General features: G+C 72.6%; 9 protein-coding genes and 1 pseudogene. 8 read left to right on the top strand and 2 right to left on the bottom strand.

What is annotated here, in order from left to right:
- Positions 1-189: 189 nt before the first annotated feature.
- On the bottom strand, positions 190-1,626 hold the full coding sequence (locus tag C6N31_RS00050) for a helix-turn-helix transcriptional regulator (RefSeq protein WP_138350843.1): 1,437 nt from the start codon (positions 1,624-1,626) through the stop codon (positions 190-192).
- Between the two features lie 246 nt (positions 1,627-1,872).
- Here C6N31_RS00050 and C6N31_RS00045 point away from each other — a divergent pair, with 246 nt between their 5' ends.
- Entirely contained in the window at positions 1,873-3,240 is a 1,368-nt protein-coding gene (locus C6N31_RS00045; protein ID WP_138350842.1) for an MFS transporter, read from the top strand.
- Between the two features lie 27 nt (positions 3,241-3,267).
- Here the strand turns inward: C6N31_RS00045 and hypE are convergent, their stop codons facing one another.
- Positions 3,268-4,275 (bottom strand): hydrogenase expression/formation protein HypE, encoded by a 1,008-nt coding sequence (gene hypE / locus C6N31_RS00040; RefSeq protein WP_138350841.1) that lies wholly within the window; start codon positions 4,273-4,275, stop codon positions 3,268-3,270.
- Positions 4,276-4,503: 228 nt separating this feature from the next.
- On the opposite strand from hypE, the gene C6N31_RS00035 reads away from it, so the two are divergent.
- The 7 genes and pseudogenes from C6N31_RS00035 to C6N31_RS00005 all read left to right on the top strand — a co-directional run.
- On the top strand, positions 4,504-6,027 hold the full coding sequence (locus tag C6N31_RS00035; protein ID WP_138350840.1) for an amidase: 1,524 nt from the start codon (positions 4,504-4,506) through the stop codon (positions 6,025-6,027).
- Positions 6,028-6,035: 8 nt separating this feature from the next.
- Positions 6,036-6,806: a thioesterase II family protein gene (locus C6N31_RS00030; RefSeq protein ID WP_138350839.1), complete on the top strand. Its 771-nt coding sequence runs from the start codon at positions 6,036-6,038 to the stop codon at positions 6,804-6,806.
- 180 nt (positions 6,807-6,986) lie between these two features.
- Positions 6,987-7,742 (top strand): hypothetical protein, encoded by a 756-nt coding sequence (locus tag C6N31_RS00025; protein WP_138350838.1) that lies wholly within the window; start codon positions 6,987-6,989, stop codon positions 7,740-7,742.
- 3 nt (positions 7,743-7,745) lie between these two features.
- The gene (locus C6N31_RS00020; RefSeq protein WP_198356978.1) at positions 7,746-9,578 is read left to right on the top strand and encodes a non-ribosomal peptide synthetase; all 1,833 of its coding nucleotides are present in this window, start codon (positions 7,746-7,748) and stop codon (positions 9,576-9,578) included.
- Positions 9,579-9,670: 92 nt separating this feature from the next.
- Entirely contained in the window at positions 9,671-10,699 is a 1,029-nt protein-coding gene (locus C6N31_RS00015; protein ID WP_187145012.1) for a methyltransferase, read from the top strand.
- 23 nt (positions 10,700-10,722) lie between these two features.
- Complete coding sequence (locus tag C6N31_RS00010) at positions 10,723-10,971, top strand: phosphopantetheine-binding protein (protein WP_138350835.1); 249 nt, start codon at positions 10,723-10,725, stop codon at positions 10,969-10,971.
- A 256-nt stretch (positions 10,972-11,227) separates the two neighbouring features.
- A pseudogene (locus tag C6N31_RS00005) lies at positions 11,228-20,186 on the top strand (type I polyketide synthase); the annotation flags it as partial.

Raw genomic sequence — 20,186 nt, 5'->3', positions numbered from 1 at the left:
CGCCCCGTTGATCCTCCGGTGAGGCTTTAGCGAAGCCCATGAGGTCAGGCGCACGCTCGTACCGCTGCCCCCGCTCCCTTACTCCCCCGCATGGGAGCCCTGGGCAACCCGCGAGCCCCGCCCCCGGGTCTTCCCCCGGACCCCTGGGCGGGGCCTTCGCCATACCCGGGCGCCTCGGGCCCCTCGCTCCTAGAGGTGACGGCCGCCGCGCCCCACCAGATGGGCGACCTGCGTACGGGACACGACACCCAGCTTCTTGAAGATCCGGCTCAGATACGTCTCCACGGTCTTGGGGCTGAGCTGCATCCGCCCCGCGATCTGCTGATTGGTGAAGCCCGCGCTGACGAGCACGGCGACCTGGACCTCACGGCGGCTCAGTGACGCCAGCTCGACGGCGCCGGGCCCGTCCGGCAGGTCGGCCGTCAGGTCCTCCGCGTCCATCGCGTCCGTCATCGCGGACAGCGGCATCGGCTTGCGGGCGGGTGCGGCGGTCACCTGAGTGCTTCCCTGCGCTGTTCCCTGCGTCGATCCCTGCGCGGTGGCCCGCAGCGCCCGGCCCTGCGCGCCGTAGCGCCAGCCGGCGTCGGTGGCGCGCAGGACGAGGCCCGCGACGGCCGGGTGCCGGAAGCGGAAGCGGCGCAGATGGCCGTCGGGCCGGATGAGGCCCTCGCTCTGCAGATCGTCGAGCCCGCCGAGCACCCGTTCCAGCGGCAGTTCCGCCACCTCGGCGACGGTGCCGGGCGTGAACGGGTCGCCGAGCAGGGCGGCGGCGCAGGCGGTCCGCCAGGCCACCGGGGACAGCGCGCGGAAGTCCACGGAAGCGGCGTCCGGATTGACCGGCAGCCGGCCCGCGTCCCGCAGGGCGTGCAGCAGCCCCGGTACCCCGGCCGCGTCGCGCAGCAGCAACTGGCGCCGGATCGGGTCGAGTCCGGGCGGCAGCAGCGCGGCGGCGTCCCGCTCGGGGAGCGGGGCGACGTCCAGGTGTCGCCAGGACGGCGTGGCGCCGTGCGCCCGCAGGGTACGCAGCGATGAGAGATGGCGCGCGGTGGGGGAGTCGCGGTAGGCGAGCGCGATGAGCACCGGTGCCTGCGGCGGATGCCGGACCAGGTGGTCCAGGAGCTGCAGCGACAGCGGATCGGCCCGGTGCACGTCGTCGAGGACCAGCAGCAGTCCGTTCGCCTCCGCCGCCCGTCCGATCAGGGCGCGCATCGCGCGGATCAGCCAGTACGCGTCCGGGTCGGCCGGGGCCGGCCCGGACGGCTCCTGGCGCCCCGCGGCCAGCGCGGGAAAGACCCCGGCGAGCCGGTCCGCCTCCCCGGGGCCCAGCCGTTCGGCCAGGTCGGGGCCGATGCGCGCCAGCTGGTCGTCGAGCGCGTCGACGAACACCTCGAACGGCACGGGTCCGCCGAGCCGTCCGGCCCGGCCCGCGGCCACTGTCCAGCCGCCGTCGTGCGCCGCGGCGATCAGCTCCGCCAGCAGCCGGGACTTGCCGACCCATGGCTCACCGGCCAGCGAGACGATCCGCGCCGACGTCCGGGCGAGCCGCAACGACTCCTCCAGGACCAGCAGTTCCTTGTGACGGCCGACCGGTGCGGAGCCGGTGGCCTGCGACAGGGCGGTCTCCACAGGCGGCACGTTGTCCTCGCTGTCCTCGGTGATTCCAGGGTCCCGGTGATCTCGGCGGCACTCGCAGCGTGCCCGCCCCCGGGGGACCCGGCCAAGAGCGTTCCCCTGTCCGGAAGCTGCACGACAGGAAGTGCCATGTGGGGGAATTCCCCGACTTCCGCCAAGGCTGCCCGTTGGTCAGGCTCGGGGGCAAGTGGGCCTGGCGGCATCCCGCCACGTCCCCGACCGATGTCGGAGGAGCACGTCATGACGGCCGTCGAACCCGAACAAGCTGTCCTGCCGGCGCGGCCCCGACCGCAGGCCGCGCCCGCCGTCCCGGGCGCGCGCCTGCGCTTCGGCTACGCCTCCGGCTCGCTGGTCACCGGCACGTTCAACACCCTGCCGGGCCTTCTGCTGCTGCCCTATCTGACCGACACCCTCGGTATCGGGGCCGCCCTGGCCGGCACGGTCGTGCTGCTCCCCAAGGTGTGGGACGCGGTACTCAACCCGCTGGTCGGCCGGGCGAGCGACCGCACCCGGACGCGCTGGGGCGCGCGCCGGCCGTATGTGCTGCTCGGCGGTCTCGCCGCGGCCCTGACGTTCGCGCTCATGTTCTCGGGCGTGGCGGCCGGTACGGCGGGCGCCTGGTTCACCGGCGCCGGATTCCTGCTCTCCGCGACGGCCTTCGCGTTCTTCCAGGTGCCGTACGCGGCCATGCCCGCCGAGATCACCACCCGGCGCCAGGACCAACTGCGGTTGGTCGGCGGTCGGGTGGCCGTCATCGGTATCGCCGCGCTGATCGCCGGCGCCGCGGGACCCGCCATCGCGGACGCGGGCGGCGGGGGCATTCCCGGACACCGCTGGGTCGGCCTGTTCGGCGCGCTCGTCATCACCGCCGGAGCGGTCGGCGCCTTCCTCGGCACGGCCGGAACCCGCGGTGACCGGGTCCTGGAGAGCGAGCCGAGCCTGCGCCACCAGTTCGCCGTGGCCCGCGCCAACGCCCCGTTCATGGCGCTGCTGCGCTGCGGCGTCGTCCAGTCCCTCGCGACCGGCTTCATGCTCGTCGGAGCCCCGTACTTCACCGACCACGTGCTGCACGATTCGGACGCCACCGGGCTGGTCGTCGGCGCCTTCGTCCTGCCGAACCTGCTCACCGTCAACCTCTGGTCGCGGCTCGGCTCCCGTAGCGGCAACCGCCAGGGATACGCCACCGCCTGCGGGCTCTTCATCGCCGGCTGCCTGCTGCTGCTCGCCTCGCCGGACCTGCCCGTCGCCGTGGTCGCCGTCGCCATCGCCGTGACCGGCACCGGGCACGCCGGCCAGCTGCTCTTCCTGTACGCGATGCTCACCGACCGCACCACCCACGACACCGAACGCACCGGCCGCCGCCAGGCCGGTGTCTTCTCCGGCGTCTTCACCACCGGCGAGATGCTCGGCCTCGCCCTGGCGCCCTTCCTCTACGGGCTGGTCCTGCAGATCTTCGGCTATGCCTCGTCCACCGACGGCGAGTCCGCCCAGCAGAGCTCCACGGCCGAACTGGGCGTGCTGCTCGGCTTCACCCTGCTGCCGGTCCTCGCGACCGCCGCCGCCCTGACGCTGCTGCGCGGCTACGACCGGCTGGTCGCGGCGGCCTGAGGGGTTCCGCCGCGCGGGGCGCGGCCGTCAGCGCAGCCGCGGTGGTTCCGCGCTGCCCGGCGGCACCCCGGCGGGCAGCCGGTGGACCGGCCCGTCGGGGGAGCGGAGCTCAACGGCCCCGGCGGTGTCGTCGGTGACCGTGCCGACGATGGCGGCCTGGCGGCCGTACGGGTGGGAGCGGAGCGCGGCGAGGACCGCGTCGGCCGCCGCCGGTGGCGCGAACAGGCACATCGAGCCGGCGTTCGCGGTGTGCAGCGGTGCCAGGCCCAGCAGTTCGAAGGCGGGCCGCGCCTCGTACTGGACGGGAAGCGCCCCCTCGTCGATCCGCAGCGTGAGCCCGCGGGCCGTCGCGCAGGTGCGCAGCGTCGCGGCGAGTCCGCCCGAGGTGATCGGTGCGGCGGCCCGGACCGCGCCCGGCGGCAGCCCGTTCAGCAGGGACGTCAACGGAGCGCAGTCGCTGGGCACATGGTGTTCGAAGCCGAGTCCGGCCCGCAGCGACAGCAGATGGACGGCGTGGTTGCCGAGCGGCGCGGTCACCAGGACGCGGTCGCCGGGCCGTACCGCGCCCAGCGACAGCGGCGGACGGCGGTGGACCCCGATGCCGGTGGCGGTGAGGAACAGCTGGTCGGCGTCGCCCGCACGCACCACCCGGGTGTCGACGGCGGCGATGGCGATCCCCGCCTCATGGGCGGTGTCGCGGATGGACTCCGTGATGCGGTGCAGGAGTTGCAGCGGTGTCCCGGCCTCGACGATCAGCCCGAGCGTGAGGGCGTACGGGTCGGCTCCGGTCGCGATGAGCGCGTTGACGGTGCCGGCCACCGCGAGCCGGCCGAGGTCGCCGTTGCCGAAGAACGGCGGGTCGACCACGTAGCTGCCGGTACGGACGGTGAGCGGCTCGCCGGACAGCGGCGGGAGCCCGCCGGGCGCGAGCCCCGGTCCGAGGACGTCCAGGACCAGAGCCGTCAACTGCCGTGGGCCGGTTCCGGAGTCGTCGGCGAGCGCGACCTGCCCGACCGGCCAGGAATTCACATCCATTATCAAGGAAGGCTCCCCTGTGAACCGGCCGAATAGGCCCTCAGAGCCCGGACGGGCACGGTCGCACCATGTTCCCCGTGGGCCCTTTCACGGTAGTCGGGGGAAGTTCTGACAGCAGGTCGACAGGGGGTGCTAGGGGGCAGGAAAGGGGGTCTGGACCACAATTCCCCTTACCTAGACTCGGAGTCCGAATTCAGCAGGGATCGGCCGAGGACAGGATGGACGGGAATGGCTGACGTCAGGACCCGGGTGGCAGAGGCGTTCGACCGGGCGGACCGGCTCGACCCGGTGCTCGGTACGTATCTCGGCCGGTTCACCGAACAGGCCGCCGCCACGGCGGAGCAACTGGACACCGCCGTGGCGGACGGTGCCGAGGCCGGGCCGCTGCACGGGCTGACGCTGGGCGTGAAGGATGTCTTCGCGACCCGTGAGGCGCCCGCGACCTGCCAGAGCCGGGTGCACGACGCGGACTGGTGGGCCGGGCGCGACGCCGTACCGGTCGCCCGGCTGCGGGCGGCGGGCGCGGTACCGCTGGGCCGCACCACCATGGCGGAGCACGCGCTGGGCCGGCCCGACCCGGCGCTGGACTTCCCCGTGCCGCGCAACCCGTGGGACCTCAACCGCTGGACGGGCGGCTCCAGCTGCGGCAGCGCCAACGGGCTGCCCGCCGAGCTGTTCGACGTCGGCCTCGGCACGGACAGCAACGGCAGCATCCGCATCCCGGCGGCGCTGTGCGGCGTCACCGGCTTCAAGCCCACCCACGGCCTGGTCCCCGACGGCGGCTGCCGCCCGCTGAGCCGCTCGCTGGATGTCGTCGGCCCGCTGGCCCGCAACGTCAGGGACTGCGCGAGCACCCTCGCGGTGCTGGCCGGGCGGCCGGACGCCACCGGCTGGCGGACCGACCTGCGCGGCGCCCGCATCGGCGTTCCGGCGAAGGCGCTCGAGGAGTCGGCGCAGCTGTCGGAGGACTGCGCGGCGGCGTTCGCCGGCGCCCTCGAAGAGCTGCGGGAAGCCGGCGCCGAGATCGTCACCGTGGAACTCCCCGAGGTGTACCCGCTGTTCGCGGCGCAGTTCATCACCCTCCTCGCGGAGGCGTTCGAGCTGCACGGCGCCGGGCTGCGCACCCGCTGGGCGGAGTACGGGCGGCCGTTCCGCCGGACCGCCGTCCTCGGCGGCCTCGTCGGCGCGCCCACCTATCTGCACGCACAGCGGGTCCGCGCCTCGGCCGCCGCGAGCCTGCGCGAACGCTTCGACGGCCTCGACGCGATGGCCACCCCGACCTGGCCGACCACCGCGCCCCGTTACGACGACCCCGCCGCGCTGGGCACCGTCTCCTGGCTGCCCGGCCTGTGGAGCGCCGTGGGCTTCCCGGCCGTCGCGGTCCCGATGGGCTTCGGCGGCGACGGCATGCCGCTGTCGCTGCAGCTCGCGGGCCTGCCGTGGAGCGACTTCGGGCTCGCGGCGCTCGCCGACGTCTACCAGTCGAACACCAACTGGCACCTGCGCCGCCCGGACCTCGCCGCCGGATCGCTGCCCGCCGCCGTCCCGGTCTCCGAACCGCAGGCGTCCCCGGGCGACCCGGAGAAGCAGCGGTGGCTCGCCGCCGCGCTGCGCGACACCGGAGTGGACGTCGACGACGCCGAGGTCGCGGAATTCACCGGGATGTGGGGGCTCACCTCGATGCTGTTCGGCTTCCTTCCCGAACTCCCGGTGGACCAGGGCCCGCTGACGCCCACCCTGCCCCCTCTGTGAGGAGAACCATGACCAGCACCGCCCCTACCACCAGCAATCAGTACATCCGGCGCTACCACACCGCCCTCGCGGGCACCCCGCGCCTGGTCTGCTTCCCGCACGCCGGCGGATCGGCGAGCTTCTACTTCCCGGTGTCGCAGGTGCTCGCCCCGGACATCGACGTACTGGTCGTGCAGTACCCGGGCCGGCAGGACCGGCGCAAGGAACCGCTCATCGACACCATCGCGGAGCTCGCCGACCGGGTCTTCGAGGACCTGCGGGAGTTCGCCGACGAACCGCTGACGTTCTTCGGCCACAGCATGGGCGCCACGGTGGCCTTCGAGGTCGCCCGGCGCATGGCGGACGCCGGCCTGCCCGCGCCCGCCCGGCTGATCGCCTCCGCCCGCCGCGCCCCGTCCCGTACCCGCGCCGACCGGGTGCACCAGAAGGACGACGAGGGCCTGATCACGGAGTTGCGCCGGCTCAGCGGAACCGATTCGCGGGTGCTGGGCAACGAGGAGATCATGCGGCTCGCCATCCCCTCGATCCGCAACGACTACAAGGCGGTCGAGACCTACCGCGCGGACGCCGGGGTGCGGATCGACTGCCCCGTCACGGTGTTCGTCGGCGACGACGATCCGACGACCACGCTCGCCGAGGCCGCTGCCTGGAGCGACCACACCACCGGCGCCTGCGAGCTCCAGGTGTTCCCCGGCGGCGGCCACTTCTACCTCGCCGACCGGCCGAAGGAAGTGCTCGACGCCATCACCCGGCGCATGGGCGTGGCCGTCGCGGGCTAGCGGCTGTCCGACCCCTGCGCTCGTGACGGTTAGGGGTGCGGCGGGCGTGCCTAGGGGGTCCGCCCGTCAGCACCTTTCGTCTAGCGTCATGCCAACGGAAGAATTCCTGGAATCGGCTGGATTGGGAATCACGTGAGTCTCCTTTCATGGAAATCGCTGACAAAAGGCGACCGGGACGAATTGATTCTGTCGGTCGATTTCAGCACCAGCGGGCGCACCCAGGCGAGTTTCGCCGACTTCGCTCCCCGGCTGGACCCGCCCGCCGCCGCCTTCTGGACGACGCTCCCGCCGACCGCGGACGACGCGGTCGCCCTCGACGGCTATGTCGACTGGTGGCTCACCGACGTACGGGAGAGCGGCCGGCGCGTCACCGCCGTCCTCGGCTACTGCGCGGGAGCGGTCTTCGCCGCCGCGCTCGCCGAACGGATCGGTGCGTGGCAGGACACCCCGGCCCTGGTGCTGTTCGACCCCGAACTGCCCAACACGGTCGGCCTGTACAAGGACTTCCACGCCGCGGGCGACTCGCTCGCCTCGCTGCTGATGCCCGAGGAACTGACCGAGTTCCACGAGGCGGGACGGCAGATCGAGCGGCGCTACGCCGACGACCTCGCGGCAGTCGGCCCCGAACTCGCCCTGATCTTCACCCGCGCGGTGGGCACCGCCGCCGAACGCCTCGAACTCGACGACGACATCCGCGACGATCTCGCCGGAGTCTTCGGCTCGCTGGTCGGCTACCTGGCCGCCGCCTCGTCCATCGACCCGCTGCCGCTGTGGGCCCGCGGCATCGCGATCACCTCGGGCCCGCCGTCGTACCCCGTCGGCCGGGAGATCCGCTTCGACGTCGACCACGACGACCTGCTGCGCATCAACGGCGTCGCCCGCGCCCTGTCGGAGCTGCTCTCCGGCGACCGCACCGAATCAACCGCAGGCAGGTGACCCATGGCTGACCACGGGGGAATCGACGCCGGTCCGCGCAGGACCGACACGACCGACAGCACGGACGGCGGGCTGCTGCCCGCCCGGATCGAGGAGCAGGTACGGCGCACGCCCGGGGCCGTCGCGGTCTCCGACGGCGGTACTGAACTCACGTACGCCGAACTGAACGCACGGGCGAACCGCCTCGCGCACCACCTGATAGCCGGCGGCGCGGGACCCGAACAGCTCGTGGCCGTCGGGATGCGCCGCTCCCTCGATCTGGTGGTGGCGTTCCTCGCCGTGCTCAAGGCCGGGGCCGCCTATCTGCCGCTGGACCTGGACAACCCGGCCGAGCGGCTCACGTTCATGATGGCCGACGCCCGGCCCGCGCTGCTGGTGACCACCGCGGCCGAAGCCGGCTCGGCCACCGGCGACCAGCCAATGATCGCGCTCGACGACCCGGAGACCGCCGCCCTCGTCGCGGCGGCACCGGCCACCGACCCCGGTGACGCCGACCGGACCGCGCCGCTGCGCCCGGACAACCCGGCGTACGTCATCTACACCTCGGGATCGACCGGCCGGCCCAAGGGCGTCGTCGTCACGCACCGCCCGCTGGCCGCCTACCTCGACTACGCCCGCGCCACCTACCCCAGCGCGGCGGGCCGGGCCCTGCTGCACTCCTCCGTGGCCTTCGACATGACCGTCACGACCCTGTACGCGCCGTTGATCTCCGGCGGCCGCGTCCAGGTCGGCCCGCTGGAGGAGGTGCGCGAGCGGCCCACGTTCCTGAAGGTCACCCCGTCGCACATGGCGCTCCTCGCGACGCTGCCGCCGGAGTCCGCGCCCACCGGGGAACTGGTGGTGGGTGGTGAACTGCTGCTCTCCGAGACCGTCGAGACGTTCCGCAAGGACAACCCGGGCGTCACCGTCGTCAACGAGTACGGCCCGACCGAGGCCACCGTCGGCTGCTGCGTGCACATCCTGGCGCCGGACGACGAGCTGCAGCCCGGCGCGGTGTCCATCGGACGCCCCACCCACGCCAGTGAACTCCACGTCCTGGACGGGTCCCTGCGGCCCGTCCCGGCGGGGAGGACCGGCGAGCTGTACATCGCGGGCGGCCAGCTGGCCCGCGGCTACCTCAACCGGCCGGGACTGACCGCGGAACGCTTCGTCGCCGACCCGTTCGGCGCCCCCGGATCGCGGATGTACCGGACCGGCGACCGGGTGCGCCGCTCGGCCGACGGCACCCTGGACTTCCTCGGCCGGTTCGACGGCCAGGTCAAGATCCGCGGCTTCCGCATCGAACTGGGCGAGATCGAGTCCGCGCTGCTGCGCCGGCTGGAGGTCCGCCAGGCCGCGGTGACGGTCCATCAGGAGGGCGCAGGCAGCGCCCACCTGATCGCCTACGTGGTGCCGTCGTCCAAGGGCGGCATCGACGTCGGCCGGCTGTCCGCGTACGCCGCCGAGACGCTGCCCGAATACATGGTCCCCAGCGTGATCCTCACCCTGGACGCCCTCCCGCTGAACGCCAACGGCAAGCTGGAGGCCGGCTCCCTGCCGGTGCCCCGCTTCGCCTCCCTGACCGCGTTCCGCGCCCCGTGGACCGAGGTTCAGACGCTGCTGTGCGAGCTGTTCGCCCAGTACTCCGGGGCGGCCAGGGTCGGCGTCGACGACGACTTCTTCGCGCTCGGCGGCACCAGCCTCGGAGCCGCCCAGGTGGCCAACAAGGCCCGCAGGAGCGGCGTCCGCTTCAGCCTCCAGGACGTGGTCGACCACCGCACCGCGCTGCGGCTGGCCGCGGCCGTCTCCGAGGACTCCGACGGCGCGGCTCCGGTCCCCTCGCTCTCCACCACGTAGGTCCCCGTACCACCACACAGGTCCCGTACCACCACACAGGTCCCGTACGTCCCTCCTGCCCTTCGGTCTTCAACCAGTAGAGGATGAACACGATGTCGCTCTTGCAACTCGCGGGCATGGGGTGGATCTCCCGCTCGCTCAGCGTCGCCGCCCGGCTCGGTATCGCCGACCACCTCGCGGACGGTCCCAAGTCGCCCGCGGAGCTCGCGCAGCTCACCGACTCCGACCCGGACGGGGTGCTGTACCTGCTGCGGGTGCTCGGCATCGTCGGCGTCTTCAAGGAGAACGAGGACGGCACGTTCGAGCACACCGAGACGTCGCAGCCGCTGCGCGACGACCACCCGCAGTCGATGCGCTACTGGTGCGTACTCGGCGGCGAGATGTACTACGACGTCTGGCGCGACCTGCTGACGACCGTCAAGACCGGCAAGCCGGCCTCCCAGTCCGAGTACGGCGGCTCCATCTACGCCTACATGGACCAGGACACCGACGCCGGCGAGATCTACGACAAGGCCATGGCGGACATCACCCGCCCGGCCGCCGCCGAGCTCGCCCGTGACTTCGACTTCTCGTGGATCCGCAAGGTCGTCGACATCGGCGGCGGCACCGGCCACCTGCTCAAGGGCATCCTGGGCGCGCACCCCGACGTCGAGGGCGTCGTCGCCGACCGCGCCGACGTCGCCGAGCGCGGCACCAAGGAACTCGCCGCCACCGGCGACGAGGACCTCATCCGCCGGCTGACGTTCGTCGAGTCGGACTTCTTCGCGGAGGTTCCGGCGGGCGGCGACGCGTACTTCCTCAAGAACGTGCTCCACAACTGGAGCCCGGACAGCAGCGTCAAGATCCTGGAGACCGTGCGCAAGGCCATGGTCCGCACCGTCGAGGACTCCGAGGGCCTGGCGGCCGAGCCGGTGCTCTTCGTGATCGAGCCGCTGCTCGGCCACGACAACGCGTCCGCGATCCGCTCGCTCTTCCAGATGGTCGTCTGCGAGGAGGGCACCCGTATCCGCTCCGAGCCGGACATGCGCAAGCAGGCGGAAGGCGCCGGCTTCGAAATCCGCTCGATCAAGCACCTGTCCACGGAGCACAGCGTGGTCGAAATGATCCTGGCCCGGGACTGACGGGACAGAAAGGAAGCATTCGTATGTGGGACGCCCAGTTCGAAGAAATCGTCAGGCCCCATCTCTCATTCCTGCCCGAGGACGCCGAATTCACCCCCGAGCTCGATCTTCGGGAATTCGGCCTCGACTCCCTCGGCATCGTCGACCTGCTGATCGCGCTGGAGAACGCGTACGACGTCAAGTTCACCGACGACGCGCTCGCCATGGAGACGTTCGAGACGCCGGGCGCGTTGTGGGGAACGCTGTCGGGTCTCCTGGTCCCCGTCGGCTGACGGTCGGCCGACCGGTTGGTTGACCGGCCGGTTGGCCGGCGAAGAGGGCTTGGAACAGTACATCGGGGGCACGGCATCCTTGGCGGGATGCCGTGCCCTGCGGCGTTTGCGGCGGCCCCTCTGTCCACCCCTGCCCACCCCTGACCGCCATCGCCGGATAGGGGTGGGCAGGGGTGGTTGGTCCGGAAGGGCCGAAATAGCGTGACCGGAACGAATGGCTGTTCCAGTTCTTCCTCATGAGGTGGACCACGTGTCGAAAGAGTCGAATGAAGAAAAGCTCCTCGACTACCTCAAGCGGGCTACGGCCGAGCTGAGGGAGACTCGTCGGCGCCTCCGTGAAGAGGAGGACAAGCAGCGCGAACCGATTGCCATCATCGGAATGTCCTGCCGGTTCCCCGGCGGTGTACGCAATCCCGAGGAACTGTGGGACCTGCTCGCCGCCGGCGGCGACGCGATATCGGACTTCCCGTCGGACCGCGGCTGGGACGTCGAGGGCATCTACGACCCCGACCCGGACACCGAGGCCACCGGCAAGACGTACTCCCGCGAAGGCGGCTTCGTCCACGACGCCACCGAGTTCGACGCCGAGTTCTTCGGCATCAGCCCGCGCGAGGCCCTGGCGACCGACCCCCAGCAGCGGCTGCTGCTGGAGGCGTCCTGGGAAGCGTTCGAACGCGCCGGCATCGACCCCGCGACCATGCGCGGCAGCTCCACCGGCGTCTTCGCGGGCATCATGTACCACGAGTACGGCACCGACCGCACGGTCGTGCCCGAAGGCGTCGAAGGCTTCCTCGGCACCGGCACCGCGGGCAGCGTCCTGTCCGGCCGTGTCTCGTACACCCTGGGCCTCGAAGGCCCGGCCGTGACCGTGGACACCGCCTGCTCCTCCTCCCTCGTCACCGTCCACCTGGCCGCCTCCGCGCTGCGCCAGGGCGAATGCTCGCTGGCCCTCGCGGGCGGTGTGACGGTCATGGCGACCCTTGACACCTTTGTCGACTTCAGCCAGCAGCGCGGCCTCGCCGCGGACGGCAGGTGCAAGCCGTTCGCCGACGCGGCCGACGGCACGGGCTGGGGCGAAGGGGTCGGCGTCCTGGTCCTGGAGCGACTGTCCGACGCGCGCCGCAACGGTCACCGCGTACTGGCCGTCGTGAAGGGGAGCGCGGTCAACCAGGACGGCGCCAGCAGCCAGCTCACCGCCCCCAACGGGCCCTCGCAGCAGCGCGTCATCCGGCAGGCCCTGGCCGGCGCCCGGCTCTCGGCCGAGGACATCGACGCCGTCGAGGCGCACGGAACCGGCACCCGGCTCGGCGACCCCATCGAGGCGCAGGCGCTCCTCGCGACGTACGGACAGGAGCGGGCGGACGGCCGTCCGCTGTGGCTCGGTTCGGTCAAGTCCAACCTCGGCCACACGCAGGCCGCCGCGGGCGTCGCCGGCATCATCAAGATGGTGCTCGCCCTCGGGCACGAGGAACTGCCCCGCACCCTGCACGTGGACGCCCCGAGCTCGCACGTGGACTGGACGGCGGGCTCCGTCGAGCTGCTGACCGAGGCCCGGCCGTGGCCGGCGGGGGAGCGGACCCGCCGCGCGGGCGTCTCGTCCTTCGGCATCAGCGGGACGAACGCGCATGTGATCGTGGAGGAGGCTCCGGCCGAGGCCGCTGTTGAAGACGTCGTGGCGCCCGTGGTCCCGGCGCTGCCGGTGGTGCCGTGGATGCTGTCGGGCAAGTCGCCCGAGGCGCTGCGGGCGCAGGCGGCACGCCTGCGGGAGTTCGTGCTGGCCGACGCGGGTCTCGACCCGGCGGCGGTCGGTTCGGCACTCGCGACGACCCGCGCGGTGTTCGCGCACCGGGGCGGCGTCGTGGCCGCCGACCGTGATGGTCTGCTGGCCGGACTGGCGGTACTCGCCGAGGGCGAGAGCGCCCCCGGCGCGGTGCAGGGCCTGGCCGGCTCCGGCCGGACGGCGTTCCTCTTCACCGGGCAGGGCAGCCAGCGGGCCGGTATGGGACGTGAGCTGTACGCGGCGTTCCCGGTGTTCGCGGAGGCGCTGGACGCGGTGTGTGCGGCGCTCGATGCGCACCTTGAACGGCCGCTGAAGGATGTTCTCTTCGCGGAGGCGGACAGCCGGTTGAACGAGACGGCCTTTACGCAGCCGGCTCTCTTCGCCCTGGAGGTCGCACTCTTCCGGCTGCTGGAGTCCTTCGGGGTCCGGCCGCAGGTGCTGGCGGGTCACTCCATCGGTGAGCTGGCCGCCGCACACGTCGCAGGGGTCTGGTCGCTGGAGGACGCGGCGCTGCTCGTTGCGGCTCGTGGCCGTCTGATGCAGCAACTGCCCGCCGGTGGTGCGATGGCGGCGATCCAGGCCACCGAGGCCGAAGTCCTGCCGCAGCTCACCGACAGGGTGGGGATCGCGGCCGTCAACGGGCCCACCTCCATCGTCGTCTCGGGTGATGAAGACGCCGTGGCCGCCGTGATCGCGCACTTCGACGGCATCGGACGGAAGACCAAGCGCCTCACCGTCAGCCACGCCTTCCACTCCGTCCACATGGAGCCGATGCTCGAGGAGTTCCGTGCCGTTGCGGCCGGGCTCACGTACAACGCGCCCTCGATCCCGATCGTCTCGACGCTGACGGGCAAGGCCGCCACCGACCAGGAGCTGACCGACCCGGCGTACTGGGTCCGGCACGTCCGCGAGGCCGTGCGCTTCGCCGATGCCGTCACCACGCTCCAGGACCAGGGCGTCAGCACCTTCCTGGAGCTCGGCCCGGACGCGGTCCTGACCGCCATGGGCGCCGACAGCGCCACGGAGAACACGACCCTCGTCCCGGCACTGCGCCGCGACCACGACGAAGCGCAGATCTTCGTCACCTCCCTCGCGACCCTCCACACCCGGGGCGTCCCCGTCGCCTGGCCGGCCTTCTTCGGCACCGGTCGCGCGCTCGTCGACCTCCCCACCTACGCCTTCCGGTCGAGCCGTTACTGGCTGGACACCCCGGCGGCCTCGGCCGCCGGTGACATGGCCGCCGTCGGCCTCGTGGACGCGGGGCACCCGTTGCTCGGCGCGGCCGTCGTGCTGCCGGAGTCGGACGGGCTGCTGTTCACGGGCCGGCTGTCGCTCGGCTCCCACCCGTGGCTGGCGGAGCACGTGGTCGCGGGCACGGTCGTCGTGCCGGGGGCGGCGCTCGTCGAGATCGCCGTGCGCGCGGGCGACGGGACCGGCTGCGGTGTGCTGGACGAACTCACGCTGCACGCACCGCTGGTGGTGCCCGGCACCAGGACCGTTCAGTTGCGGGTCCAGATCGGTGAGCCCGGTCGGGACGGACGGCGGACGGTGGTGGTGTTCTCGCGTATCGAGGACGCCTCCGAGAGCGCCTGGACGCGGCACGCCGACGGTCTGCTCGCGCCCCATGACACCGCAGCCGCAGCCGGTTTCGACCTGGCGCAGTGGCCGCCGACCGGGGCCGAGGCCGTAGCGGTCGACGGGCTGTACGCGGCGATGGCCGCGAGCGGCCTGGAGTACGGGACGACGTTCCAGGGAGTGCGGGCCGCCTGGCGGCACGGCGAGGAGATCTTCGCCGAGGTCGCCCTGCCGGAAGGGGTCGAGGCCGCGGGCTTCGGCATCCACCCCGCGCTGCTGGACGCCGCCCTGCACGGAATCGCGCTCGCGCAGCCGGACGGCGGCGCGGCCGAGCTGCCGTTCGCCTGGTCCGACGTCGCTCTGCACGCGGCGGGCGCGACCGCCCTGCGGGTGCGGATCACCCCCGCGGCCTCCGGCTACACCCTGCGGCTGGCCGACCCCCAGGGCGCTCCCGTGGCCACGGTGGGTTCGCTGGCACTGCGCCCGGTCGCCACCGGTGAGCTGCAGAGCGCGCACGACCGTGAGCTGTACGAGATCCGGTGGAGCCCGCTGCCGCAGCAGGCGTCGCACGAGGATGCGGGTGCGGCAGCGGCAGCGGCAGCGGAGATCCTGAACGTCCCTGCGGGGGTCGACCCCGCCGAGGCGGTCACCGGAGTCCTGGCGCGGCTGCAGGAGTGGCTGGCCGACGAGGAGGCGTCCGACGCACGCCTCGTCGTCCGCACCCGGGGCGCGGTCGCTGCCCTTCCCGGCGAGGACATCACGGACCTCGCGCAGGCCGCCGTCCACGGCCTCGTCAGGGCCGCACAGACGGAGCACCCGGGCCGCATCGTCCTCCTCGACACGGAGGCGGACACGGACACGGACACGGACGACATCCCGGACGCTGTCACGGTCTCGGGGGAGCCGGAACTGGCGCTCCGGGAGGGCCAGTTGTTCGTACCGCGCCTGGCGCGCACCGTTCCCGCCACCGGCGGAGTGACGTGGCGTGCCGACGGCACCGTACTGATCACCGGTGGAACCGGCGGCCTGGGCGCGCTCACCGCGCGCCACCTGGTCGCCGAGCACGGAGTCCGCAACCTGGTGCTGACCAGCCGCCGCGGCCTCCAGGCCCCCGGCGCCACCGAGTTGGTGGCCGAGCTGGAGACGGCCGGTGCTTCGGTGAGCGTCGCCGCCTGCGACGTCTCCGACCGTTCCGCGCTGGCCCAGCTGCTCGCCGAGGAGTCGATCACCGCGATCGTGCACGCGGCGGGCGTGGTCGACGACGGCATGATCACCTCGCTCACCGCCGACCGGGTGGCCGCCGTCCTGGCCCCCAAGGCGGACGCGGCCCGGCACCTCCACGAGCTGACGGCCGACGCCGACCTCGACGCGTTCATCCTGTTCTCGTCCGCCGCCGGCACGTTCGACGGTTCAGGGCAGGGCGGTTACGCCGCCGCGAACGCCTACCTCGACGCGCTGGCGGTCCACCGCCGGAGCCAGGGACTGGCCGGGCTCTCGCTCGCCTGGGGCCTGTGGGACCCGGCGGTCGGCGGCATGGGCGCCGAGCTGACCACGGCGGACGTGGAGCGGATGGAACGCTCCGGCGTCCTCGCGATCGGCCGGCAGCAGGGACTGGCCCTGCTCGACGCCGCGCTCGCCGACAACCACGCCCACCTGCTCCCCGTCGCCTTCGGCAGGAGCGCCCTGGAGCAGCGGGCCCGGCTCAACACCCTCCCCGCCGTCCTGCGCGGTCTGACGCGTCCGGCCCCCACCGCCCGCAAGGCGGCGGCATCGGCCGCCACGGACGCCGCCGGGCTGGCGGAGCGCCTCGGCGCACTGACCGGAGTGGAACGGCGCCGGCTGCTCCTCGACCTCGTCCGGCGCCACGTGGCCGCCGTGCTCGGTTACGACGGCGTGCAGAAGGTCGCCGGCGACAAGCCGTTCAAGGAGTTCGGCTTCGACTCGCTCACGGCGGTGGAGTTCCGCAACCGCCTCGGCGCCGAAGCCGAGGTGCGGCTGCCCGCGACGCTCGTCTTCGACTACCCGACGCCGCTCGCCGTGGCCGAGTTCCTGCTGGTGGAGCTGCTGGGCGAGGAGGCCGCGAGCGCGGCCGACGTGACGGCCGCGGTGGTCCCGGCGGCGGGATCCGTGCTCGACGAGCCGATCGCGATCGTCGGGATGGCCTGCCGGTTCCCCGGCGGGGTCTCCTCGCCCGAGGAGCTGTGGGCACTGCTGGCGAGCGGTGGCGACGGGGTGTCGTCGTTCCCGGTCGACCGTGGCTGGGACGTCGAAGGCATCTACGACCCCGACCCGGACGCGGTCGGCAAGACGTACTCGCGCCACGGCGGATTCCTGGACCGGGCGGCCGACTTCGACCCCGGCTTCTTCGGGATCAGCCCCCGCGAGGCACTCGCGATGGACCCGCAGCACCGGCTGTTGCTGGAGTCGTCGTGGGAGGCGTTCGAGCGCGCGGGCATCGACCCGGCGACCGTACGCGGCAGCTCCACCGGCGTCTTCGCCGGCGTGATGTACCACGACTACACCTCGGTGCTGGAGCAGTCTGCCCACCGCAACACCGAGGGCTTCATGGGCGTCGGCGGCAGCATCGCCTCCGGCCGTGTCTCGTACACCCTGGGCCTCGAAGGCCCGGCCGTGACCGTGGACACCGCCTGCTCGTCCTCGCTCGTCGCCGTCCACCTGGCCGGCCAGGCGCTGCGCTCGGGCGAGTGCTCGCTCGCCCTCGCGGGCGGCGTGACGGTCATGGCGACCCCGGACACCTTCGTCGACTTCAGCCGCCAGCGGGGCCTCGCCCCCGACGGCTACTGCAAGCCGTTCGCCGAGGCCGCCGACGGCACCGGCTGGGGTGAGGGCGTCGGCATGCTGCTCCTGGAGCGGCTCTCCGACGCGCAGCGCAACGGCCACCGGGTGCTGGCGGTCGTGCGCAGTAGCGCGATCAACCAGGACGGCGCGAGCAACGGACTCACGGCCCCCAACGGCCCGTCCCAGCAGCGCGTCATCCGGCAGGCCCTCGCCGCCGGTTCGCTCACGACCAGTGACGTCGACGCCGTCGAGGCGCACGGCACGGGCACCCGCCTGGGCGACCCGATCGAGGCGCAGGCGCTGCTGGCGACGTACGGGCAGGAGCGGGCGGACGGTCAGCCGCTGTGGCTGGGTTCGGTGAAGTCGAACCTCGGTCACACGCAGGCTGCCGCCGGTGTCGCGGGCATCATCAAGATGGTGCTGGCGATGCGGCACCAGGAGTTGCCGCGCACGCTGGGCGTCGACGCTCCCAGCTCGCATGTGGACTGGTCGGCGGGGTCTGTCGAGTTGTTGACGGAGGCGCGGCCGTGGCCGGTGCGGGAGCGTCCGCGTCGTGCGGGTGTGTCGTCGTTCGGGATCAGTGGGACGAACGCGCATGTGATCGTGGAAGAGGCTCCGGCCGAGGTCGTGACGGATGCGGTTGCTTCGGTTGAGCTGCCGGTGGTGCCGTGGGTGCTGTCGGGCAAGACGCCGGAGGCGTTGAAGGCTCAGGCGGCCCGGTTGCGGGAGTTCGTGCTGGCCGATGCGGGTCTGGATCCGGTGTCGGTGGGTTCGGCGCTGGCGACCACGCGTGCGGGCTTCGCGCAACGTGCGGGTGTGGTGGCGGCGGACCGTGAAGGCCTGCTGAACGCTCTGGACGCGGTCGTTGACGGTGAGGCCAAGACGACTGTGGCCGGCGCCGGCGATCTGGCGTTCCTCTTCACGGGGCAGGGCAGCCAGCGGGCGGGGATGGGGCGTGAGCTCTACGCGGCCTTCCCGGTGTTCGCGGAGGCGCTGGACGCGGTGTGTGCCGCACTCGACGCGCACCTTGAACTGCCGCTGAAGGATGTTCTCTTCGCCGACGATGACCGGTTGGACGAGACGGGCTTCACGCAGCCTGCTCTGTTCGCGCTGGAAGTGGCGTTGTTCCGGTTGTTGGAGTCCTTCGGGATCCGGCCTCAGGTGCTGGCCGGTCACTCCATTGGTGAGCTGGCCGCCGCGCATGTCGCGGGGGTGTGGTCGCTGGAGGATGCGGCGCTGCTGGTTGCGGCTCGTGGCCGGTTGATGCAGCAGCTTCCCTCCGGCGGTGCGATGGCAGCGATCCAGGCCACGGAGGCCGAAGTCCTGCCCACGCTCACGGAGAAGGTGGGGATCGCGGCCGTCAACGGCCCGACATCCATCGTCGTCTCCGGTGACGAGGACGCTGTCGCCGGGGTCATCGCGCACTTCGACGCTCTGGGACGGAAGACCAAGAGGCTGACCGTCAGCCACGCCTTTCACTCCCTGCACATGGAGCCGATGCTCGAGGAGTTCGGCACTATCGCGGCCGGGCTCACGTACAACGCGCCCTCGATCCCGATCGTCTCGACGCTGACCGGACAGCCCGCCACCACCGAAGAACTCACCGACCCCGCCTACTGGGTCCGGCACGTGCGCGAGGCCGTGCGCTTCGCCGACGCCGTCACCACCCTTGAGGGCCAGGGCGTCACCACATTTCTGGAACTGGGCCCCGACGCCGTTCTGACGGTGATGGGCGCGGACAGCGTCACGGATGCGGCCGGTACCGCACTGATCGCGTCGCTGCGTCGGGAGCAGGACGAGGCCGAGACCTTCGTGTCGTCCGTCGCCGCACTGCACACGCGTGGCGTCGAGGTCGACTGGCGGGCCTTCTTCGGCACCGGCGCGACCACCCCGCTGCTCGACCTGCCCACCTACGCCTTCCAACACCAGCACTACTGGCCGGAGCGGGCCGCCGTCACGGCGGGAGACGTCCGGGCGGCCGGCCTCGCGGATGCGGAACACCCCCTGCTGGGAGCGGCCATCGCTCTTCCCGACTCCGACGGGGTGCTCTTCACCGGGCGGCTGTCGCTGTCGTCGCACCCGTGGCTGGCGGAGCACGCGGTCTCCGGCACCGTGGTCGTGCCCGGTGCGGCGCTCGTCGAGATCGCCGTGCGGGCGGGCGACGAGACGGGCTGCGGAGCGCTGGAGGAGCTGATGCTCCAGGCACCGTTGGTGCTCGACGGACAGGGCGCCGTACAGCTGCGGGTCACGGTCGGCGAGGCCGACGCGCGTGGCCGGCGGACGGTGAGCGTGTTCTCGCGCGCCGAGGAGACGACGGACGACCGGCAGTGGGTCCGGAACGCCGAGGGCGTGCTGAGCGCCGACGTTCCGGAGCCCGGGTTCGACTTGGCGCAGTGGCCGCCCGCCGGCAGCGAGCCGGTCGCGGTGGAGAGCCTCTACGCCGATCTGGCCGGGCTGGGACTGGAGTACGGGCCGCTCTTCCAGGGTCTGCAGGCCGCCTGGCGCCTCGGTGAGAACGTCTACACCGAGGTCGTCCTGCCGGAAGGCACCGAAGGAGCCGAGGCCGACGCCTTCGCTCTCCACCCCGCCCTGCTGGACGCCGCTCTGCACGGCATCGCCCTGCGGGAGACGGACAACGGCGCGGCCGAGCTGCCGTTCGCCTGGTCCGACGTGGCGGTGTACGCGACCGGTGCGACCGCGCTGCGGGTGCGGATCGCCCCCGCGGACTCGGGCTACGCGCTGCAGCTCGCCGACGACCAGGGCGTACCGGTGGCGACGGTCGGCGCCCTCGCGCTGCGGCCGATCGCGGCCGATGACTTCGCCACCCCGGAGCGCCTCGCCCACGACTCGCTCTTCCACCTGGACTGGATCGCGCTCCCCGCGCCGGCGGCCTCGGCCGACGGAACGGGCGACGCGACGGTGTACCGGTGCCCGGCCGGAGCGACGGCGAACGAGACGCTCGACGCCGTACTCGCCTTCACCCAGGACTGGTTGACCGCCGATGCGGACCGCCGTTTGGTGGTGGTGACGCGGGGTGCGGTGGCTGTTCTGCCGGGTGAGG

The organism is Streptomyces fildesensis (assembly GCF_016107395.1).
Classification (GTDB): domain Bacteria; phylum Actinomycetota; class Actinomycetes; order Streptomycetales; family Streptomycetaceae; genus Actinacidiphila; species Actinacidiphila fildesensis.
Note: the sequence above shows the minus strand (reverse complement) of the source record. Positions and strands in the feature narration are given on the sequence as shown.

What these genes read in the sequence shown, in the direction of transcription:
- C6N31_RS00045 (WP_138350842.1), top strand. Translation starts at nt 1,873, where the DNA reads ATGACGGCCGTCGAACCCGAACAAGCTGTCCTGCCGGCGCGGCCCCGA.
- hypE (WP_138350841.1), bottom strand. Translation starts at nt 4,275, where the DNA reads ATGGATGTGAATTCCTGGCCGGTCGGGCAGGTCGCGCTCGCCGACGAC.
- C6N31_RS00035 (WP_138350840.1), top strand. Translation starts at nt 4,504, where the DNA reads ATGGCTGACGTCAGGACCCGGGTGGCAGAGGCGTTCGACCGGGCGGAC.
- C6N31_RS00030 (WP_138350839.1), top strand. Translation starts at nt 6,036, where the DNA reads ATGACCAGCACCGCCCCTACCACCAGCAATCAGTACATCCGGCGCTAC.
- C6N31_RS00020 (WP_198356978.1), top strand. Translation starts at nt 7,746, where the DNA reads ATGGCTGACCACGGGGGAATCGACGCCGGTCCGCGCAGGACCGACACG.
- C6N31_RS00015 (WP_187145012.1), top strand. Translation starts at nt 9,671, where the DNA reads ATGTCGCTCTTGCAACTCGCGGGCATGGGGTGGATCTCCCGCTCGCTC.
- C6N31_RS00010 (WP_138350835.1), top strand. Translation starts at nt 10,723, where the DNA reads ATGTGGGACGCCCAGTTCGAAGAAATCGTCAGGCCCCATCTCTCATTC.